Origin of the sequence: Streptomyces sp. NPDC088350 (genome assembly GCF_044753545.1) — a bacterium.
In the GTDB taxonomy this organism is placed as follows: domain Bacteria; phylum Actinomycetota; class Actinomycetes; order Streptomycetales; family Streptomycetaceae; genus Streptomyces.
Genome location: NZ_JBIVNL010000026.1, coordinates 18,144 through 33,366, shown reverse-complemented (window position 1 = coordinate 33,366; position 15,223 = coordinate 18,144). Strand labels below are relative to the sequence as shown.

Genomic DNA, 15,223 nt, shown 5'->3' with positions numbered 1-15,223 from the left:
CAAACCCCCCGAACTCTCCCGAACTTCCCTGCGCTCCGGTCCCCTCAAGGCCAGAGCACCCTACCCGTGACACAAGCACACCCACGCAACAGGCATAGTAGGGGGCGGGTCTGACACCTGAGGTATCAGAGGCAATCGGGGGCTGGGGACGTATCTCCACAGGTCCTCCACGGCTCCGCACGGGGAGAGAGCGGACACAGATGGCATCACGGCGCGACGAACTCAACGCCTACACCTTCGCGAAGCGCCGTACGCTCGCGTCCTTCCTGCAGCCGTCACCGACGGGCTCGGACGAAGGGGCGCCGAAACCGCTGAGCGCGCTGGTGCCCGGCCTCGTCGTGGGCGTGGTGATCCTCGCGGTGTTCGGCGGTATCGGCATGTTCAAGCCGACGGCTCCCCAGGGCTGGGCCGACGTCGAGTCGCACGTCATCGTGGCCAGCGAGTCGACCACGCGGTACGTCGTGCTGAAGACCGGCAAGGAGGCCCAACTCCACCCGGTCCTCAACATGGCCTCCGCCAAACTCCTCCTGAACCCCGGCAACGACAGCGTCATCACCGTCGACGAGGACGTCCTGGACGGCGGCAGGCTCCCGCACGGCGCCACCATCGGCATCCCCTACGCCCCCGACCGCCTGCCCTCCCGCGACGAGGCCGAGGCGGCGAAGCGCTGGGCGGTCTGCGAGACCCCCTCCGCCGGCGGCCGGTCCATCCAGAAGGCCGCGTTCGTCCTGGCCGAGAAGGACTGGTCCAGGACCGAGGGGAGCGGCAAGCTCACCGGCGGCGACCTCATGTACGTCGTCGCCCCGGACGGCAAGACCCAATACGTCGTCGACGCCAAGGGCACCGCCTACCCGCTGGCCGACTCCTCCGACACCGAACTCCTCAAGGCCCTCGACACCCAGCGCCGGGCCCCGCAGCGCGTCTCCCAGGAGTGGCTCGACACCCTCCACAAGGGCGACGCGATCGAGATCCCGAAGATCACCGACGGCACCCCGGGCACGAAGGCGAACGCGCTCACCGATCCGTCGGTGCGGGAGTACGACAAGGTCGGCGAGGTCCTCAAGGCCAACGAGGGCCAGTCACTGACCTACTACGTGGTGCTGCCCGGCAAGGTGGCCCGCATCACGGAGTTCGTCGCCACGCTGCTGCTCAACAGCCGTGCCCTTCTCCCGGCCGGACAGACGGGCGAGGCGCAGGCGGTCAGCCCGGGCGCGATCACCGACAGCACGACCTTCGAGGCCGACAAGAACTGGCCGATGTACATGCCGAAGACGGTCAACGACGGCACCAGCGCCACCAGCGGCCGCAACACGGTCTGCAATGTGCTGCGTTCGGTCGGCAGCGGCAACAGGACGACACTCTCCACCTGGGTGGGCACGGACTTCCCCGCCCCCCTCCCCACCGGCTCCTCCAGCGCCTACGTCACCGCCGGCTCGGGCCAGCTCTACCGCCAGGTCATGGGCACCGAGGCCGACGCGGGCCCGGTCTTCCTGGTCACCGACACGGGCCTGCGCTACGCCCTCCAGTCCAACAGCGACAGCACCACCGACGACAGCGGCATCGGCACGACGGCCAAGCAGCGCAAGGAAGAACTGAACGAGGCCAAGATCGCCCAGACCCGCCTCGGCTACGAGAAGGTCACCCCCGCCCCCGTCCCCGCCGAGTGGTCGACGTTCCTGCCGACGGGCCCACGCCTGTCGGAGGCGGCGGCACGGCAGCCGCAGGGTTCGTAGCGCGACGGGGGAGGACGCCAACTCATGCTGATCACAAGGATGTTGAGGACCCGTACGCCTGCCCGTACCCGTACCCGTACCCGTGCGGCGGCGGGGTCGGCGGCGGTCACGCTCACGGTGACGAGTGCGATGCTGGCCGTACCACTGTCGTTGTCCCTGGTGACCCCGGCGTGGGCGGACGACGGCCAGTGCACGTTCCCGTCGAAGCTGTACGCGGGCCGCCCCTGGGCGCTGCAACGCGTCAACCTGGACGAACTGTGGGCCCAGTCCACCGGCAAGGGCGTCAAGGTGGCGGTCATCGACACCGGGGTGGACGTCAAGAACCCGCAGTTGACGAAGGCGGTCGACGCGTCGGCGGGGGAGAACCTCCTGCCCGACAAGAACGCCAAGGGCGAGAAGATCGACCGCGGCAACAACCGGGGCACCACCGACACGGTCGGCCACGGCACGCGCGTGGCGGGCATCATCGCGGCGCGCCCCGCCAAGGGCACGGGTTTCGTGGGCCTGGCGCCCGACGCGACGATCATCCCGATCAAGCAGAACGACGCGGAGGGCGACGGCACGGCCGAGACCCTGGCGACGGCGATCCGTCACGCCGTCGACAAGGGCGCCGGCGTCATAAACATCTCCCAGGACACGGCGAACGCCGTGGCTCCCGCCGACACCCTCGAACAGGCCGTGAACTACGCCTTGTCCAGGAAGGTCGTGGTCGTCGCCTCGGCCGGCAACGACGGCCTCGGCGGCAACGTCCAGATCACCTACCCGGCCTCGTACCAGGGCGTCCTCGCCGTAGCGGCCTCCGACCGCAACAACGAACGCGCCTCCTTCTCCCAGTCCGGCGAGTTCGTCGGCGTGGCCGCCCCCGGCGTCGACATGATCTCCACGGTCCCGGGCAAGGGCCACTGCTCCGACAACGGTACGAGCTTCTCGGCGCCGTATGTCGCGGGCGTGGCGGCCCTGTTGAAGGCCAAGTACCCCAAGTGGACTGCCCAGCAGATCGTCGCCCAGATCGAACAGACCGCGGAACGCACGATCGCCGGCCACGACCGCCTCGTCGGCTGGGGCGTCGTCGACCCGGTCAAGGCCCTCACGGACGTCGACCCGCAACACCCCGTGCAGACCCCCAAGCCCGAGGGCGGCGTCACGAAGGGCGAGGCACCGTCGGTCGCCCCGCTCCACTTCGGGGAGACGGCGGGCGAACGGAACACGCGGCTGGGGACGTATGTGGTTGTGGGCGGGTTGGTTGTGGTGGCGGGGCTGGGGGGAACGGCTGTGGCGGTGCGGGATGCGCGTCGGCGGAGGGGGCGGGTGACGGGTGCTGGCGGGGCGGGGAGTTGACGGAGGTGGAGAAGCGCGGCACCGGTTGTCAGCCCCGACACCCGCTCAGAAGGAGCTCCGCTTCTTGCAGGGCCCCTGTTTTTTGACCTTCGCCGTGTAGTCGGTGATCAGGCTCTTCATTGCCGACTCGTTCGGCCGTGCGGGCTTCAAGACGTTGATCAGAGTGCTGATGTCCTCCTTCTGCACGTCGGCTCCACGGCACTTGAGCAGTGACACAGCAGCGTGGTCGGCATACGCGATGCTGGTGCCTTCCGTGAACTTCGGCTGTGTGATGCGGAGTTGGGTGTACAGGATGTGCCGCGCCGAGTCGCCGGCGACGATGCGCTCCCTGCTCAACGCCAGCACCATGACGTCGTCGACGTGGACCGTGCAGAGCAGCACATCGTCGGTCGACCCCTCCGCCTCAGTGGTGAGCTTCTTGCCGGAGGCGGGCAGCAGCTGGGACAGCGCGTCGACCGGCACGGACACCCCGCACAGGGCTTTGGGCACCGTGAACTCCCGGCTCGGCTTGTCCGCCGAGCAGCCGGCCGCGGCGACGGCGGCGACGACTGTGGAGACACCCCGCAGGATGTATGTCTTGTGCCTCACTTCGCGTCACTCTCCGAGTTCCACTGAGCGCCGTCCGAGTGGCTGACACCTGCGGCCGTGCGAACGGCACGCCTCAGATCGTCGGCCGTGGCGGAGTTGATGTGCTGATTGTTCACCAATGCGTTGTCGAGCGAGGCTTGGGCCGAATCGATGGCCGCTTCACGACCGGCGGTGTATTTCGTCCCCGCCTCTTGTTCCGCTTCGCTCGCCGTGTCCTTCTCGATGCTCTTCATGATGGACTCCTGGATGTCTTCGGAAGCCCATTCGAGAGGAGCGCCGGCAATGGGAATGCGTTCACCGACCTTCTCGATTCCCATGCCCAGAATGCGGTTCACCCATTTCTGCTTGTCGGCAGCTGCCTCGTTGAACTCCGTGTCCGACGCCGCGTGATACTCGTAGATCGCGTTGGCCCTGGAGTCGCTCATGATGCCCGCGATCGCCGAACCGGGCGCGACCACATCGCCCAAGCGTCCGTCCAGCGAGGCCGTCGAGTCGCTGCCGCCGTTGACGACGTGGTCCACGACCTCGGCGGTGTACGCCTGCTGTGCGCTCGTGATCGCCGCATAGGCATCCGGGTCCTCCCCCACGGCGCTCAGGAAACGAGCGGCGTGACCGCTGTCCAGGCCGGCGGCGGCACTGAACGTCGGGAACAGATCACTGTTGGGATCTTCCTTGTACATGGCGCGTTGGAAATCGCCCATGTACTCGGCGGTGATGTCTCCGAGGCTGTCGCGCATTCCGTACAGGGGGCCCGATTCCTGGTCGTCCAGGTCGCCGTTCTCGTTGTGCCGAAGAAGTTCCGGATTCTCACCGAATTTGTTGACGATCTCACTGACCAGGTGCGCCCGGGCTTCCGTGTGCTTGACGGCGTCACCGGAATCATCGTCGTACGGTCGCCCGGTCGTCGCCGACTCCAATGCGTGCCCGAGCGCTTCGGGCCCGAAGGTCAGCGCGTTCTTCGTCTTGTCCTCGTAGGCAAGGATGTTCGTATCGTTGGTATCGACCGTCCAGTCGAAATCCTCGTCGGTGAACAGGTCGAGATACGACTCGAACCCCGGGCTGCCGCCCTTCACCGTGCCGTCCTCGTTGTACGCGGTCGGCGGCTCGGTGAAGAACTTCTCCGAGGCCTCCGGACTGTGCCCGAGTGCCTCCAGCACGCTGTTGAGCGGGTCGTTGCCCGACCCCAACTTGCCCGAGGGATTGAAGCCGTAGACGTCCTCCTGGCCGGGGGCCTTGTTGTTGAGGAAGAAGTACGGGTCCTTCTTGTGCAGTTGGGTGACGTGCTCGGCGATCGGGTCGAGGAACCGGGGGTCGTAGTTGCCGTAACGCAGCAGACCGCCGAGGACCTGGTAGCCGTACGGCTTGTTCCACTGGCCCTGCTCCCAGCCGATCTGCTGGGTGCCCAGGCGGCGGAAGTCGGATCCCCAACTCCCGGGCAGATGCTGCTTCGTGTCCGGGTCCGTGGCGTTGGCCAGCGCGAACCCCATGTTCTGCTGAAGTTCCTTCATGGCGTTCAGCCGGACCTTGCCCGCGTCGGAACTCGTCCCGTCGATCGACATCTCGGCGTAGAACTCAAGTGTCTTCTCCGGCCCACCCAGCCCCTGGTAGAACTCGGTCGCGAACTCCCCGTCCTTCTCCCGGTCGTTGAAGCGCATCAGCCGGTTGAACTCCTGGAGTTCCGCGTCGCTCATCTTGTCGCCCAGGCGGGCGAGTTCCAGCGCGCGTTCGGCCTGGGCGTCGTTCAGGGATCCGTACGTGCTGTGGCCCGCGTTGTGGGCATCATCGCCGTGGCTCTTGTGGAGCGCCCGGGCGACCGAGGCGTCGATCTCCGCGGCATGGGACAGGAGCCGGTTGATCCGGTTCTCCAACTCCCGTTTGGCGTCGAGCTGTTCCTGCGTGCGTTCATCCGTGTCGCCACGGACGTGGGGGAAGATGCAGACGACCCTTCCGTCCCCGATGTCATTGACGCGCACACCGAGAGCGCTCGCGTCCTTCCCCGCGGCGTCCTTGACCTGCTTCTGGAGCGAGACGAGCTCTGGATGCCCGTCGGCGAGCACCTGATAGATGCTGTCGGCCTCGACGTGGAGATCCGAGACCTCCTTCGCCGTCTTCGCGATGAAATCACGGGTCACCGTCGCGTTGACGCCGGCCCACTGCGCCGAGTCCGACTTCGCCTGCATTCCCTTGTGGGCGTTCTCCGCCGACGTCTTGAGGCTGTCGACGGTCTTCTTCCAGTCCGATACCGCGGTACCGAGCTTGTCGAGGTCGACCTCAACGAGGTCCGTGAAGGTGAGAGCCACAGCTGGTTCCCCTACTTGAAGTACTCGTTGAGTTTCGACACCGATACGGCCGAGCCGTCGCTGTCGCGAAGGACGGTGCCGATCTCGATGTCGTCCTCGGCATGACGCTTCTTGCTGTAGTCCAGGTGGTCGGAGATGTGAGCACAGGCCTGCAGCACGGACTTGACCTGGGACGTCCACACCTCGACGGTCGTCTCCAGGGCGCTGCCCGTCTCGAAACCCCGTGACTTCAGGGTCGTTGCGGCCTGAGTCGTCGAGCCGGCGCCGTCCTTGCCGGCCCCGGCGGCACCGATGTCGGCCCCGGCACGGATGCCGTCGTACAGGATGCGCGCCTCATGCCCTACGGCACCGAGGTCGTCCTGGTGCACGATGAGGTCCCCGGAGCCTCCGCCCCCACCGTCCGGTGCCAGTTGATTGAGGCGCATGTGGGTCGGCTGCCGCTCGGCCGCTTGAGACTTGAGCTGCTCCCACTCTTCCCACGCCATGGGTGGACCCCTTCCCCGTGTTTTGCCCCGTGTGCTTTGCCGGAGGTGTTTCCACTCGGCGAACGTGGCCGTCTCGACGGCACCGCGCGGTCAAGTTAGCAACCAGGTTCGGGCAAAGTCCGGGTCATGTCCGCAATGACTTGATTGTCGATGCGTGAAGTTCTGAAGGAGATGGCGCGGTTGGTTGCGCAGGGGCTGGCTGTCGCCCTGCGGATGACTGGATCCGCTCGACCTGTGGCGAGGTCGCTCTGTGGGCCGCCCGAGAGATCACTCCGTTCCGCTTTGCTCTACGGCTTATTGCGCTTCACCCAATGGAAGTGCGTGCGAGGGAGCGGATTGGCGTCAACGTGACGGCCGAAGTTTCAGGCTCCGGTTCGTGGGTCGCAGGCTCGTCCGATCCGGGGCGGCTCGGACTGCGGCGGACGAGCCCTCTGGTCTCCGCTCTCGTCTTCTCGACGGTGAGGGGGTCGGTGCGGGTTCGTTGAGGCATCGGAGGGTGGATGCAACGCGTCGACGCTTCAAGGGAGTTGCTCGCGAAGCGTGTCGATCGCGTGTGGAAATTTGATGGAGATCGCGAGGAGGGGAAGCTTTCGCGAGAGCCGGCCACAGCCACGATTGGTCGGTCGGCGGCTGGGTATCGACCAGGGGTTGTGTGGCCGGGGGGATCAAAGACAGTAAACCGGGCGAAGCGTGGCGTCTGGCTCGGTGTCGTAACTGAGTTGGCGCAGGGGCCGGTTGGACCCGATGTACAGGTTGACTACAGTGGTAAACGCGTTGTCAGGTGCGGCTCGGTTTGCGATCGTACGGTGAGTGGACGAGACCGGCTCCGCCTGACCGCAGCCGATGGACGTACGGGGAAACGGGGAGGAGCGTCGTGCTTCCGGCAGACATGGTGGGGGGCGTGTCGGACACCAGGGCGAAGGACCTGGAGGCGAGTAGCGAAGCGTTGACCGACTTCGTGAAAAGGGTGGACAAGGTTCTGCGCGATCTTGAGGCGTCGGCAGGGAATCCGAAACGGGTGGGTGCCCAGACGGTCAGCGCGGGGTCGATCCACAGGGGTGGGCGTGGCGCTTTCCATGAGGCGGACGGCTTGTACGACGAGTACCACGCGGTCCACCACAAGCTCACCTCCCTGTCCAAGACGCTGCATCTGCAGATCGAGGCGATCTGTATCGCCGTGCAAGGCGCCAGAGGCACCTTTGACGGGGTGGAAGAAGATCAGCGTCGGCGGTTCTGGGAGATTCAGACCGAGATCGCGAGGATCAACGCCGCCTCGGGTCCCGAGCGCACCAACACCGCCAACTCCGGGATGAGTGGGTGACGATGACTGACCATCAGCACAAGGCGGACCTGAGAAGGGTCGCCGGCCAGAATCAGTTCACCGACCTGGCTCGGGGTGTCGAGGAGCGTCCGCGAGAGAGCGGGCTCCTAGCCGGCCTCGTCTACAGCCCTGTGCGCGCGGTGGTCGAGAGCACGTCGGAGGGCCAGGCCGTCCACGACTCCGTCCACGGGCCGTCCAAGGACCGTCGTACGAACTTCGAGAACCGCCCGCTCAACGAGATGATCGACCTCGTAGAGCGGACGAACCCGGAGGATCTGGAGTCCTCCGGCAAGGCCCTGTGGGACGCGCGTGACGCGATCAAGGCGGCGGCCGAGGAGCTCAGCGGTCACATCGACAAGGTTCAATGGGCCGGGGAGTCGGGCGACGCGTTCCGTAAGTGGGGCAGTGAACTCGTCATCCAGACGCAGAGCCTGAGCACTTTCGCCGGGGGCGCGGGCGACCAGATCACCGCCGCCGCCATGGGGCTGGCGTCCGTGCGCAGTGCGATGCCCGCTCGCGATACGCAAGTGGCGCGGAAACATCCCGCGACGTTCACGGCGGCCGAGAAGGTCGCGAACAAGGACGAGTACACGGCGGCCGTACGTGTGGAGAAGGATCGCCAAGAGGCGATCAACCAGATGAATCGGCTGTCGTCGTATTACGTGGTGTCCAAGGATGAGCTGGCGGCGCTGAACAGCACGGCGCCTGAGTTCACGTCGATGCCGGATGTGGGCGTGCCGCAACCCGAGGTCAGGCTGCCCTCCGACGCCTCGACGAAGTCCAGCCCGGACCACACACAAGGGACAAATGCGGTAAGTGTCGCAGGGCATCACAACACGGTCCTGTCGACCACGGGTGATTCAGACAAGCACGTCGTGAGCGATGTCAGGCCGCCTGCCAAGAACGTGACCAGTCACGTCGCGCCTCCTGACATTCCCACGCGCACGAACATCGACAGCGTGGGCACATTGCCGCCAGCCACCACTGTGCCAACGACGGTCCACAATCCGCCGGGCATGGGTGCCCCTGCCACGGGGGGCGGTACGGGCAACGCCTTCGACAGCGGCTTCGGAACCCCCATGCCCAACGGACCCCTGGGCAGGAGCACGGGCGGTTCCGGAGGCCTTAGGAACCCGGTCTCCGCGCAAGGGCGCAGTGGTTCATCAGACCTGAGGAACTCAAACACGGGGCGGTCGGCAAGCCGCGGGCCCACGAGTCAGATGGGCCGCGCCGTCGAGACCGGCCGGTCGCTGACCAAGGGTTCCGCCGCTGGAGCCAAACCGTCCCCGATGGGGCGCGGTGTCACCGGCGGTACCCCGAGAGCGAGTGGTACGGCGACTCCGCGAGCCAATGGTGGTTCGGCCACCGGCGCCGGTCGTTCGAATGGTGTGGTGGGCGGACGGCCCACCAACGGCACAGGCAATTCGGCGAAGGGCGGGTCCAGGATTCCCCGCGGCAACGTCATAGGAGCTGAGGAAACGACCGGCTCCAGGTCCGTGCCCGGTCGGCCGGGGCAGCGTGGAGTTTTCGGGGCGCCCGATGCTGCTGCAAGGCCCGCCTCGAGTTCATCAAGGGCGCGTGGGGGTACGGGCGCGTCCGAGAGTGTCACGGCCGTGCCCACCGAGCGTAAATCTGTTGCCCGAGCCGAACGCAATGGCATGACGCGCGGTGGCTCCGGACTCGTACGCGGACCGGGCAGCCAAGGGAAGCCCGGCGACAAGGAACGAGCGGACGGAGCTTCATGCCCCGACCACCTTGTTGAGGACGAAGAGACACACTTGCCCATCCAGCCGCGGCGTGATGTGCCGCCGGCCGTCAACTGAGCGCGAGCGAGGACAGTCAACGTCATGAAGTCAGGGAACAGCCGTCCAGCCCGGAGGGCTGCGCTGATCAGGACACGCTGCGCCGGACGAGTACGTGCCGTAGGTGCGGTCCTCGGCGCCCTGGCTGTAGTGAGCGTGGGATTCGCGCCGAATGCCGGCGCTGCCGACGCCCAGTCGAAGCAGTGGTACCTGGACGAGATGCGGGTTCACGAGATGTGGAAGGTCAGCACGGGGGAGGGTGTAAAGGTTGCTGTCATCGACAGCGGAGTAAACCCGAATACACCCTCGTTGAAGGGGCAGGTCCTCGCCGACGAGGTTCCCAAGGCGGTCGCGTACCACTCGACGGTCGACTACCTCGGCCATGGGACCACCATGGCCGAGTTGATCGCGGGTACCGGATCCGACGGCGGCCTGCAGGGATTGGCGCCGGGGGCGAAGATCGTCCCCTATCGTGTCGCCCTTGCCGGACTGAAGACCGGTTCAGCGGAGATGAAGAAGACCCCCAAGTCGTGGCAGGCGATCAGGGCCGCAGCCGACACCGACGCAAAAATCATCAGCATGTCCTTCGGAGGGTTTGTCAGCCCACAGGAGGAGGAAGCGATCAAGTATGCCGCTTCAAAAGGCAAGTTGATGGTCGCCGCAGTGGGAAATGCGGGTACGGGGAAAGGTACTGGCAATATCGACTATCCCGCTGGTTACCCCTATGTAGTCGGCATCGCGGCGGTCAATTCGTCGTTCGCCGTCACGAAGTTCTCTTCGTACGGAAACTACGTTGACCTCGTGGCACCCGGTGAAGGATTTCCGGGATGGTGCGATACCACTTTCCGCTCTTACTGCGACAAGGCCGGCACGAGTCCCGCGACCGCGATCACTGCAGCCTCCGCCGCCCTCATCTGGTCCGCCCACCCCAACTGGACGGTCAACCAGGTCACCCGCTCCCTGATCGACACGGCGAGCCGGACATGGGCGGAGAACGACCCAAGCAAGTACGCCGGTTACGGGTTTATTCGTCCCCGCAAGGTGCTGGAGAACGCCAAGTACGACGCGGGCGCCGCCAACGTCGACCCGCTCGCGAAGGAGAACGGCGGCAACCTGCTGGCCAAGTCGGCGACTTCCTCCTCGGCCACTTCGACTCCGTCCGCGTCGGCCACGTCGCAGGCCCGGCAAAAGACTTCTACCGGCGGCACTTCCGCAGCGGGATCAAGCGCGGAGTCGTCCAACAACAGCAACACGCTCTGGATCGCACTCGGCGGTGCCGCAGCAGTTCTCGTCATCGGTGGTGCGGGCGTTGCCGTAATGCGCGCACGGCGAGCCAGGTAACCGGGATATCCACGCAGACCGCGAATCAGTCAACACAAGAAGGGTGAGCTGACCATGTCCAACAAGCAGAAGCTCGAAGATGCCGCAGTAGTCGATATCCAGAAGCAGATGCTCGACAAGTACGACGGCATCGCCAAGCGCGTACACGGGCTTCAGGGTGTGATCGACGGGCTCGAAGGCCAGTGGCACGGTATCGGGCGTGCGGCGTTCGACAAGAAGCAGTACGAGATCAACGAGTCGCTGCAGAAGATCGGCACCATTCTCGGTGACGTCATCGAGGCGATGACCGCGACGCGCAACATCAAGGACAGCAAGGAAGACGAGGTTCGCGCGGCGGTCAACAAGATCGACCTCCAGGACGGTGCGCCGACCGTGCCCTCGTCCTCGCTGAGTTCCTACTGAGCCACGCGTCGCGACGTACGCCACGACGCTCACCAGCCCCAAACCAACGAGACGAGGTACACACGCATGAGCCGTAACTCCGACGGCCTTTCCGTCACTTATGACGGGCTGGACTTTGCGGCCACCAAGATCGGCAACGAGGCGAAGCAGCTGGAGCAGGACCTTCAGGAGCTTCGCGCGCTGGTCGTGAAGAGCCAGCAGTACTGGGAGGGTGACGCGCAGGGCACCTTCAACGAGAAGCTCCACAGGTGGGACAAGGAAGCTAACGACATCCACACGGCGCTGACCGGCATCGGCCATGTCGTGTACACGTCGGGCGGTACCTATATGGAAGGCGACAAGAAGGCCGCCAGCTACTTCCAGTAGGGCGAGGATCGCAGCGGAAACCGGGGTGGGCGCGCGGGAGGCGGCCACCCCGCCGTTGGTCAACAAGAGACCGTAAGGGCCGAGAATTCCATTGCGGGGACAAGTATCGCCGACGAAGCAACCCGCGACGGCGCCACGGCCCTGCGTCTGATCGGGCCATATGCATCGATCACCGCGCCGGATGATCTCCGCAGTGGTATCTCAGTTGGCCCCGTAGTGCGGAAGCTCCCCGGCGAATGTCCGAGTCGGCTGACACTCGCCCAGTTCGTAGGCCCGCCGGGTGATCTGATAGGCGAAGTCAGTCAGGGCCTGACGTAGTGCCAGCCCGTTGGTCCGGCTCTTCCCGATCACGCGCACTTCGGTGACGAGGGCATAGGATTGTGAAGCTTCGGCTGCCTTGACGCCTCGTGGGACGCAAGGGGTGTACACGCTAGACATATGCGTCTTGGACAGCGCCTGGACGTCTTTGAGGGAAACACGCTCCACCTCCCCCTCATCTGCGCCGCCGTACCCCCGGTAGTAATCAGCCCACGCTTTTGCCGAGGAATCCTGAACCTGCACTTCGCCGGACAGGATTGAATCGTCACTGGTGTAAATATGGCAGTAGAAAGAAAAATTCTTGCCAGGATTCTCTTGCTTCGCCCCCTCCTTTGCTGACCGAGTGTCAGGAAGCACGCGAATCACTGTATCCCGCTTTGCTGCGTTATCGCATACTTTACTCGGGAGGTGATCGAGGCCTTTCGTGAAAACCTGCTGGTATCCGAACCAGCCTCCGCCCAGTAGGCCGAGGGCCGCGATGCCAAGGATGGTTCCTCTTGCTCTCTTCTTCATGGGGGGCAATATCCTCTTCCTTAACCGGTAGGGCGTTGCTTGAAATCATGCAGGATGGAATCGCTCGATTCCCAGCCCTCATTGACGGAATTCCGGATAAGATCGTCGGTCCCCTGTTTGGGTAGATCGACATGGTGGCGTTTCAGAGCATCATCGACCGACCACTGCGTCTGCTGGCTGACGGAATCCTGTGTCTGGCTGAGATCCCGGCCCGTCCGGTACAAGGCCTCGTCCATCGCCTGGCCCATGTCCAGTTCCTTGCCGCTGACCATTCGATCGACGGCCATGCTGGCGACACCGCCGAAGAAGCCTCCACCGGCGGCTCCGGCCAGCGCACCGCCACCGGTCGCGGGTACGAGCGCGACGGATCCGATTCCGACACCGGCGGACATTGCTGATTTGAAGAACTCGCCCTGCTGTGCAATAGCGTCGTTTTCATCCTTCGTGGACCCGATATCACTGCTGATATCTGCGTCTGCGACAGAACGTCCGACGATGCCTTCAATGATCCCAGCGTTTCGGCCGATGTCATGAAGAACTTGTTCGCGGCTTCCGTCGAACAAAGATGGGTCGGAGAGGTGTGCGTCCAGGAGGCTGCCGGTGTAGATGCCCTCGCCGTAGCGAATTGCAGCCCTGCCTGCGGCATCTTGGGAAACTGCGGAAAGGAACCGCGTTGTGTCCCAGCGATTGAGGCCCGAGGGAGCGTCACTGTTCGTGACGAACACCGTTCCGGAGTTCGGGCCTCCAAATGCTTGGCTGATTTCAGGCATATAGGCTGCCGCCATATGTCCGAAGCTCGCACCCATCTGCTTGCCCACAAGGCCTGCACCGCCGTCCGGGTCAGCCACGGCTTGCATGATGTTCGCCATGATCTTGACCTGTGCTGTGCTGTGCGGTGCAGCCTGCTGCGTTGGGTCCCCAGCCGGTACTCCGGTCACCGCAGCCTCCAGGGCGTGCCCCAGTGAAGTTCCTCGATCCGTGTACTTCGTGGTGCCGAACATGTGGTCGAGCTCCGACTTGGAGTCGAAGGCGTGGGTTGCTGCCTCCGGATTGTGTGATAGGGCATCGAAAAGCCCTTCCAGAGGATCGCGACCGTTTCCCTTCCCGAATTCCAGGTCGATCTGGTCGTAACCCTTGGTCCATAGGTTGTTGGTGCCAGACTCCCCTGCTCCCTTATCGGCCTTGAAAAGTTCGCTACGGTAGTCGTCAAGGAATTTGGTGTCGAAATGCCCTTGTCGCAGCAGGCTGCTAAGAACCTGGGAGCCGAGAGCTCCGACCGGACTCTTCATCGGGTTTGAAGGGTCGGTTACGAAGTTGGTGTTCCTTTCTTTGAGGACTTCCTTCTTCCAATTTTGCATGTCGTCGGAGTCTGAGAACGATGCCGTGGCCAAGGTGAGTCCCAAGTTCTTTTGAAGGGTCTCCATGCGTGCGAGTTCTGTACCCCTGGCACCGGCATGAAGTTCCGCCATGTCCGCCCAGAACTGAAGAGTTCCCTTCGCGCCTAGCCGCTTCGCGAACTGCTCTGAGAAAAGAGCGTCATTGTGGTAGTTCTCCAGGTGCAGATTGAACTTGGTGATGTCGTCGAGCGACATCTTCTTCGGATCCTTGGCCATTTTGGCCATTTTGTCGGCGGCTTCTACGGCCTTGGCGGCGGAGTCGCGGTCCGCGTACGCGGCGTCGGAGAAGCCGTACTCGGCCTGGTCGACGAGGAGTTGGAGAACCTTGGCGGCGCTGTTGTCGCTCTCGGTGGCCTTGCTCAGAATGTGCGCGATCTCGGTGCGGAGTGCGTCGATGTCCTGCTGGCTGGTGGTGTCCGTCTTGCCGCTGGGGTCGGATGCCCAGTCGGGGCGGGTGTTCTGGGTGACCACGAAGGTGCCGTCGCCGGTGTCCACCACCGTCAGGTGCTTCTTGGCGCAGCGGTCGATCGCACTGTTCAACTGGGTCCGGTAGTTGACGAGTTCACCGTGCGTGTCACTCAGGATCTTCGAGATCGAGTCTGCCTGCGTGTGCGCGTCGCCGAACTCGGTGGCGGTCTTGTCCACGAACTGACGGGTGACGGTGGCGTTGAGACCGGCCCAATCCGCTTTGTCAGCCTTGGCCTTGAGGTTGTTCTCGGCATCCTTCTTGAGATCGGCGAGTTTCTTCGTCATCTGCTGCCAGTCGGTGATGGCCTCACCGAGTTGCTGGAAGTTGCCGTACCGGAGTGTGTCGAGGTCCATCAGCTCTGCCCGTTCCGGTGGTCGAAGCCGTCGTCGAGGGTGGAGATGCTGCTGATGGAGTCGGCGATGTAGACCTCGTCCCTGGCGTGTGCGCCCTTGGTGTAGTCGAGGTGATTCGAGATGTGGGCAGTGGCGTCGAGCAGGGACCGGGTCTGGTCCGCCCAGCGTTCGGCGACGTGGTCGAGCGCGGCGCCGAGCGCGAAGCCCTGCTTCTTGAGACCGCCGGCCGCGGTGAGGGAGGCGATACGGGCGTAGGTGCTGAAGTGGGCGAAGTCCTGGTGCAGCTGGTATGCGGCGTCACCGACCGCGGTCAAGTCCTTCTGACTCACCCGCAGATCACCTTGCGGACTGTCCCCGCTCCCGCTGCCGCCCCGGTCCGCCGGCAACTGGTTGAGCTCCATTTTCGCCGAGTGCCGCTCCGCCGCCTGGGTCTTGAGCTGCTCCCACTCGTCCCACGCCATGCGTGGATACCTCCCGTTTGTCTGCGTAAACCCTGC

General features: G+C 64.7%; 13 protein-coding genes. 7 read left to right on the top strand and 6 right to left on the bottom strand.

Going from position 1 to position 15,223, the window contains the following annotated elements; genetic code table 11:
* Nucleotides 1-200 precede the first annotated feature (200 nt).
* Together eccB and mycP are read left to right on the top strand one after the other, a co-directional pair.
* Nucleotides 201-1,733, top strand: coding sequence for a type VII secretion protein EccB (eccB, locus tag ACIQBL_RS47755; RefSeq protein WP_401955253.1), 1,533 nt, complete (start codon nt 201-203; stop codon nt 1,731-1,733).
* 24 nt (nt 1,734-1,757) lie between these two features.
* The gene (mycP, locus tag ACIQBL_RS47750) at nt 1,758-3,071 is read left to right on the top strand and encodes a type VII secretion-associated serine protease mycosin (RefSeq protein WP_401955251.1); all 1,314 of its coding nucleotides are present in this window, start codon (nt 1,758-1,760) and stop codon (nt 3,069-3,071) included.
* Nucleotides 3,072-3,116: 45 nt separating this feature from the next.
* Here the strand turns inward: mycP and ACIQBL_RS47745 are convergent, their stop codons facing one another.
* From ACIQBL_RS47745 to ACIQBL_RS47735, 3 genes are read right to left on the bottom strand one after another with little or no spacing between them, the layout of a single operon-like run.
* Nucleotides 3,117-3,659 carry a hypothetical protein gene (locus tag ACIQBL_RS47745; protein ID WP_401955249.1) on the bottom strand — a complete coding sequence of 181 codons (543 nt, stop codon included), beginning with the start codon at nt 3,657-3,659 and terminating at the stop codon, nt 3,117-3,119.
* On the bottom strand, nt 3,656-5,959 hold the full coding sequence (locus ACIQBL_RS47740; RefSeq protein ID WP_401955247.1) for a hypothetical protein: 2,304 nt from the start codon (nt 5,957-5,959) through the stop codon (nt 3,656-3,658). Before ACIQBL_RS47740 ends, ACIQBL_RS47745 begins: the two co-directional genes overlap by 4 nt.
* An 11-nt stretch (nt 5,960-5,970) precedes the next feature.
* Nucleotides 5,971-6,444 carry a hypothetical protein gene (locus ACIQBL_RS47735; RefSeq protein ID WP_401955245.1) on the bottom strand — a complete coding sequence of 158 codons (474 nt, stop codon included), beginning with the start codon at nt 6,442-6,444 and terminating at the stop codon, nt 5,971-5,973.
* Nucleotides 6,445-7,345: 901 nt separating this feature from the next.
* On the opposite strand from ACIQBL_RS47735, the gene ACIQBL_RS47730 reads away from it, so the two are divergent.
* From ACIQBL_RS47730 to ACIQBL_RS47710, 5 genes are all read left to right on the top strand, one after another.
* A complete protein-coding gene (locus ACIQBL_RS47730) occupies nt 7,346-7,765 on the top strand; it encodes a hypothetical protein (protein ID WP_401955243.1) in 420 nt (139 codons plus the stop codon).
* 2 nt (nt 7,766-7,767) lie between these two features.
* Nucleotides 7,768-9,588 carry a hypothetical protein gene (locus ACIQBL_RS47725; RefSeq protein WP_401955241.1) on the top strand — a complete coding sequence of 607 codons (1,821 nt, stop codon included), beginning with the start codon at nt 7,768-7,770 and terminating at the stop codon, nt 9,586-9,588.
* A gap of 135 nt (nt 9,589-9,723) precedes the next feature.
* A complete protein-coding gene (locus tag ACIQBL_RS47720; RefSeq protein WP_401955284.1) occupies nt 9,724-10,908 on the top strand; it encodes a S8 family serine peptidase in 1,185 nt (394 codons plus the stop codon).
* A gap of 54 nt (nt 10,909-10,962) precedes the next feature.
* The gene (locus ACIQBL_RS47715; RefSeq protein ID WP_043683474.1) at nt 10,963-11,310 is read left to right on the top strand and encodes a WXG100 family type VII secretion target; all 348 of its coding nucleotides are present in this window, start codon (nt 10,963-10,965) and stop codon (nt 11,308-11,310) included.
* Between the two features lie 66 nt (nt 11,311-11,376).
* A complete protein-coding gene (locus ACIQBL_RS47710; protein ID WP_019075424.1) occupies nt 11,377-11,676 on the top strand; it encodes a WXG100 family type VII secretion target in 300 nt (99 codons plus the stop codon).
* 201 nt (nt 11,677-11,877) lie between these two features.
* Here the strand turns inward: ACIQBL_RS47710 and ACIQBL_RS47705 are convergent, their stop codons facing one another.
* Genes ACIQBL_RS47705 through ACIQBL_RS47695 form a run of 3 tightly spaced genes read right to left on the bottom strand, consistent with a single transcriptional unit; the run spans nt 11,878 to nt 15,187 of the window.
* Complete coding sequence (locus ACIQBL_RS47705; protein ID WP_401955238.1) at nt 11,878-12,507, bottom strand: hypothetical protein; 630 nt, start codon at nt 12,505-12,507, stop codon at nt 11,878-11,880.
* A 20-nt stretch (nt 12,508-12,527) separates the two neighbouring features.
* Nucleotides 12,528-14,726 (bottom strand): hypothetical protein, encoded by a 2,199-nt coding sequence (locus ACIQBL_RS47700; RefSeq protein WP_401955236.1) that lies wholly within the window; start codon nt 14,724-14,726, stop codon nt 12,528-12,530.
* Complete coding sequence (locus ACIQBL_RS47695; protein WP_401955234.1) at nt 14,726-15,187, bottom strand: hypothetical protein; 462 nt, start codon at nt 15,185-15,187, stop codon at nt 14,726-14,728. Before ACIQBL_RS47695 ends, ACIQBL_RS47700 begins: the two co-directional genes overlap by 1 nt.
* Between the last annotated feature and the right edge of the window lie 36 nt (nt 15,188-15,223).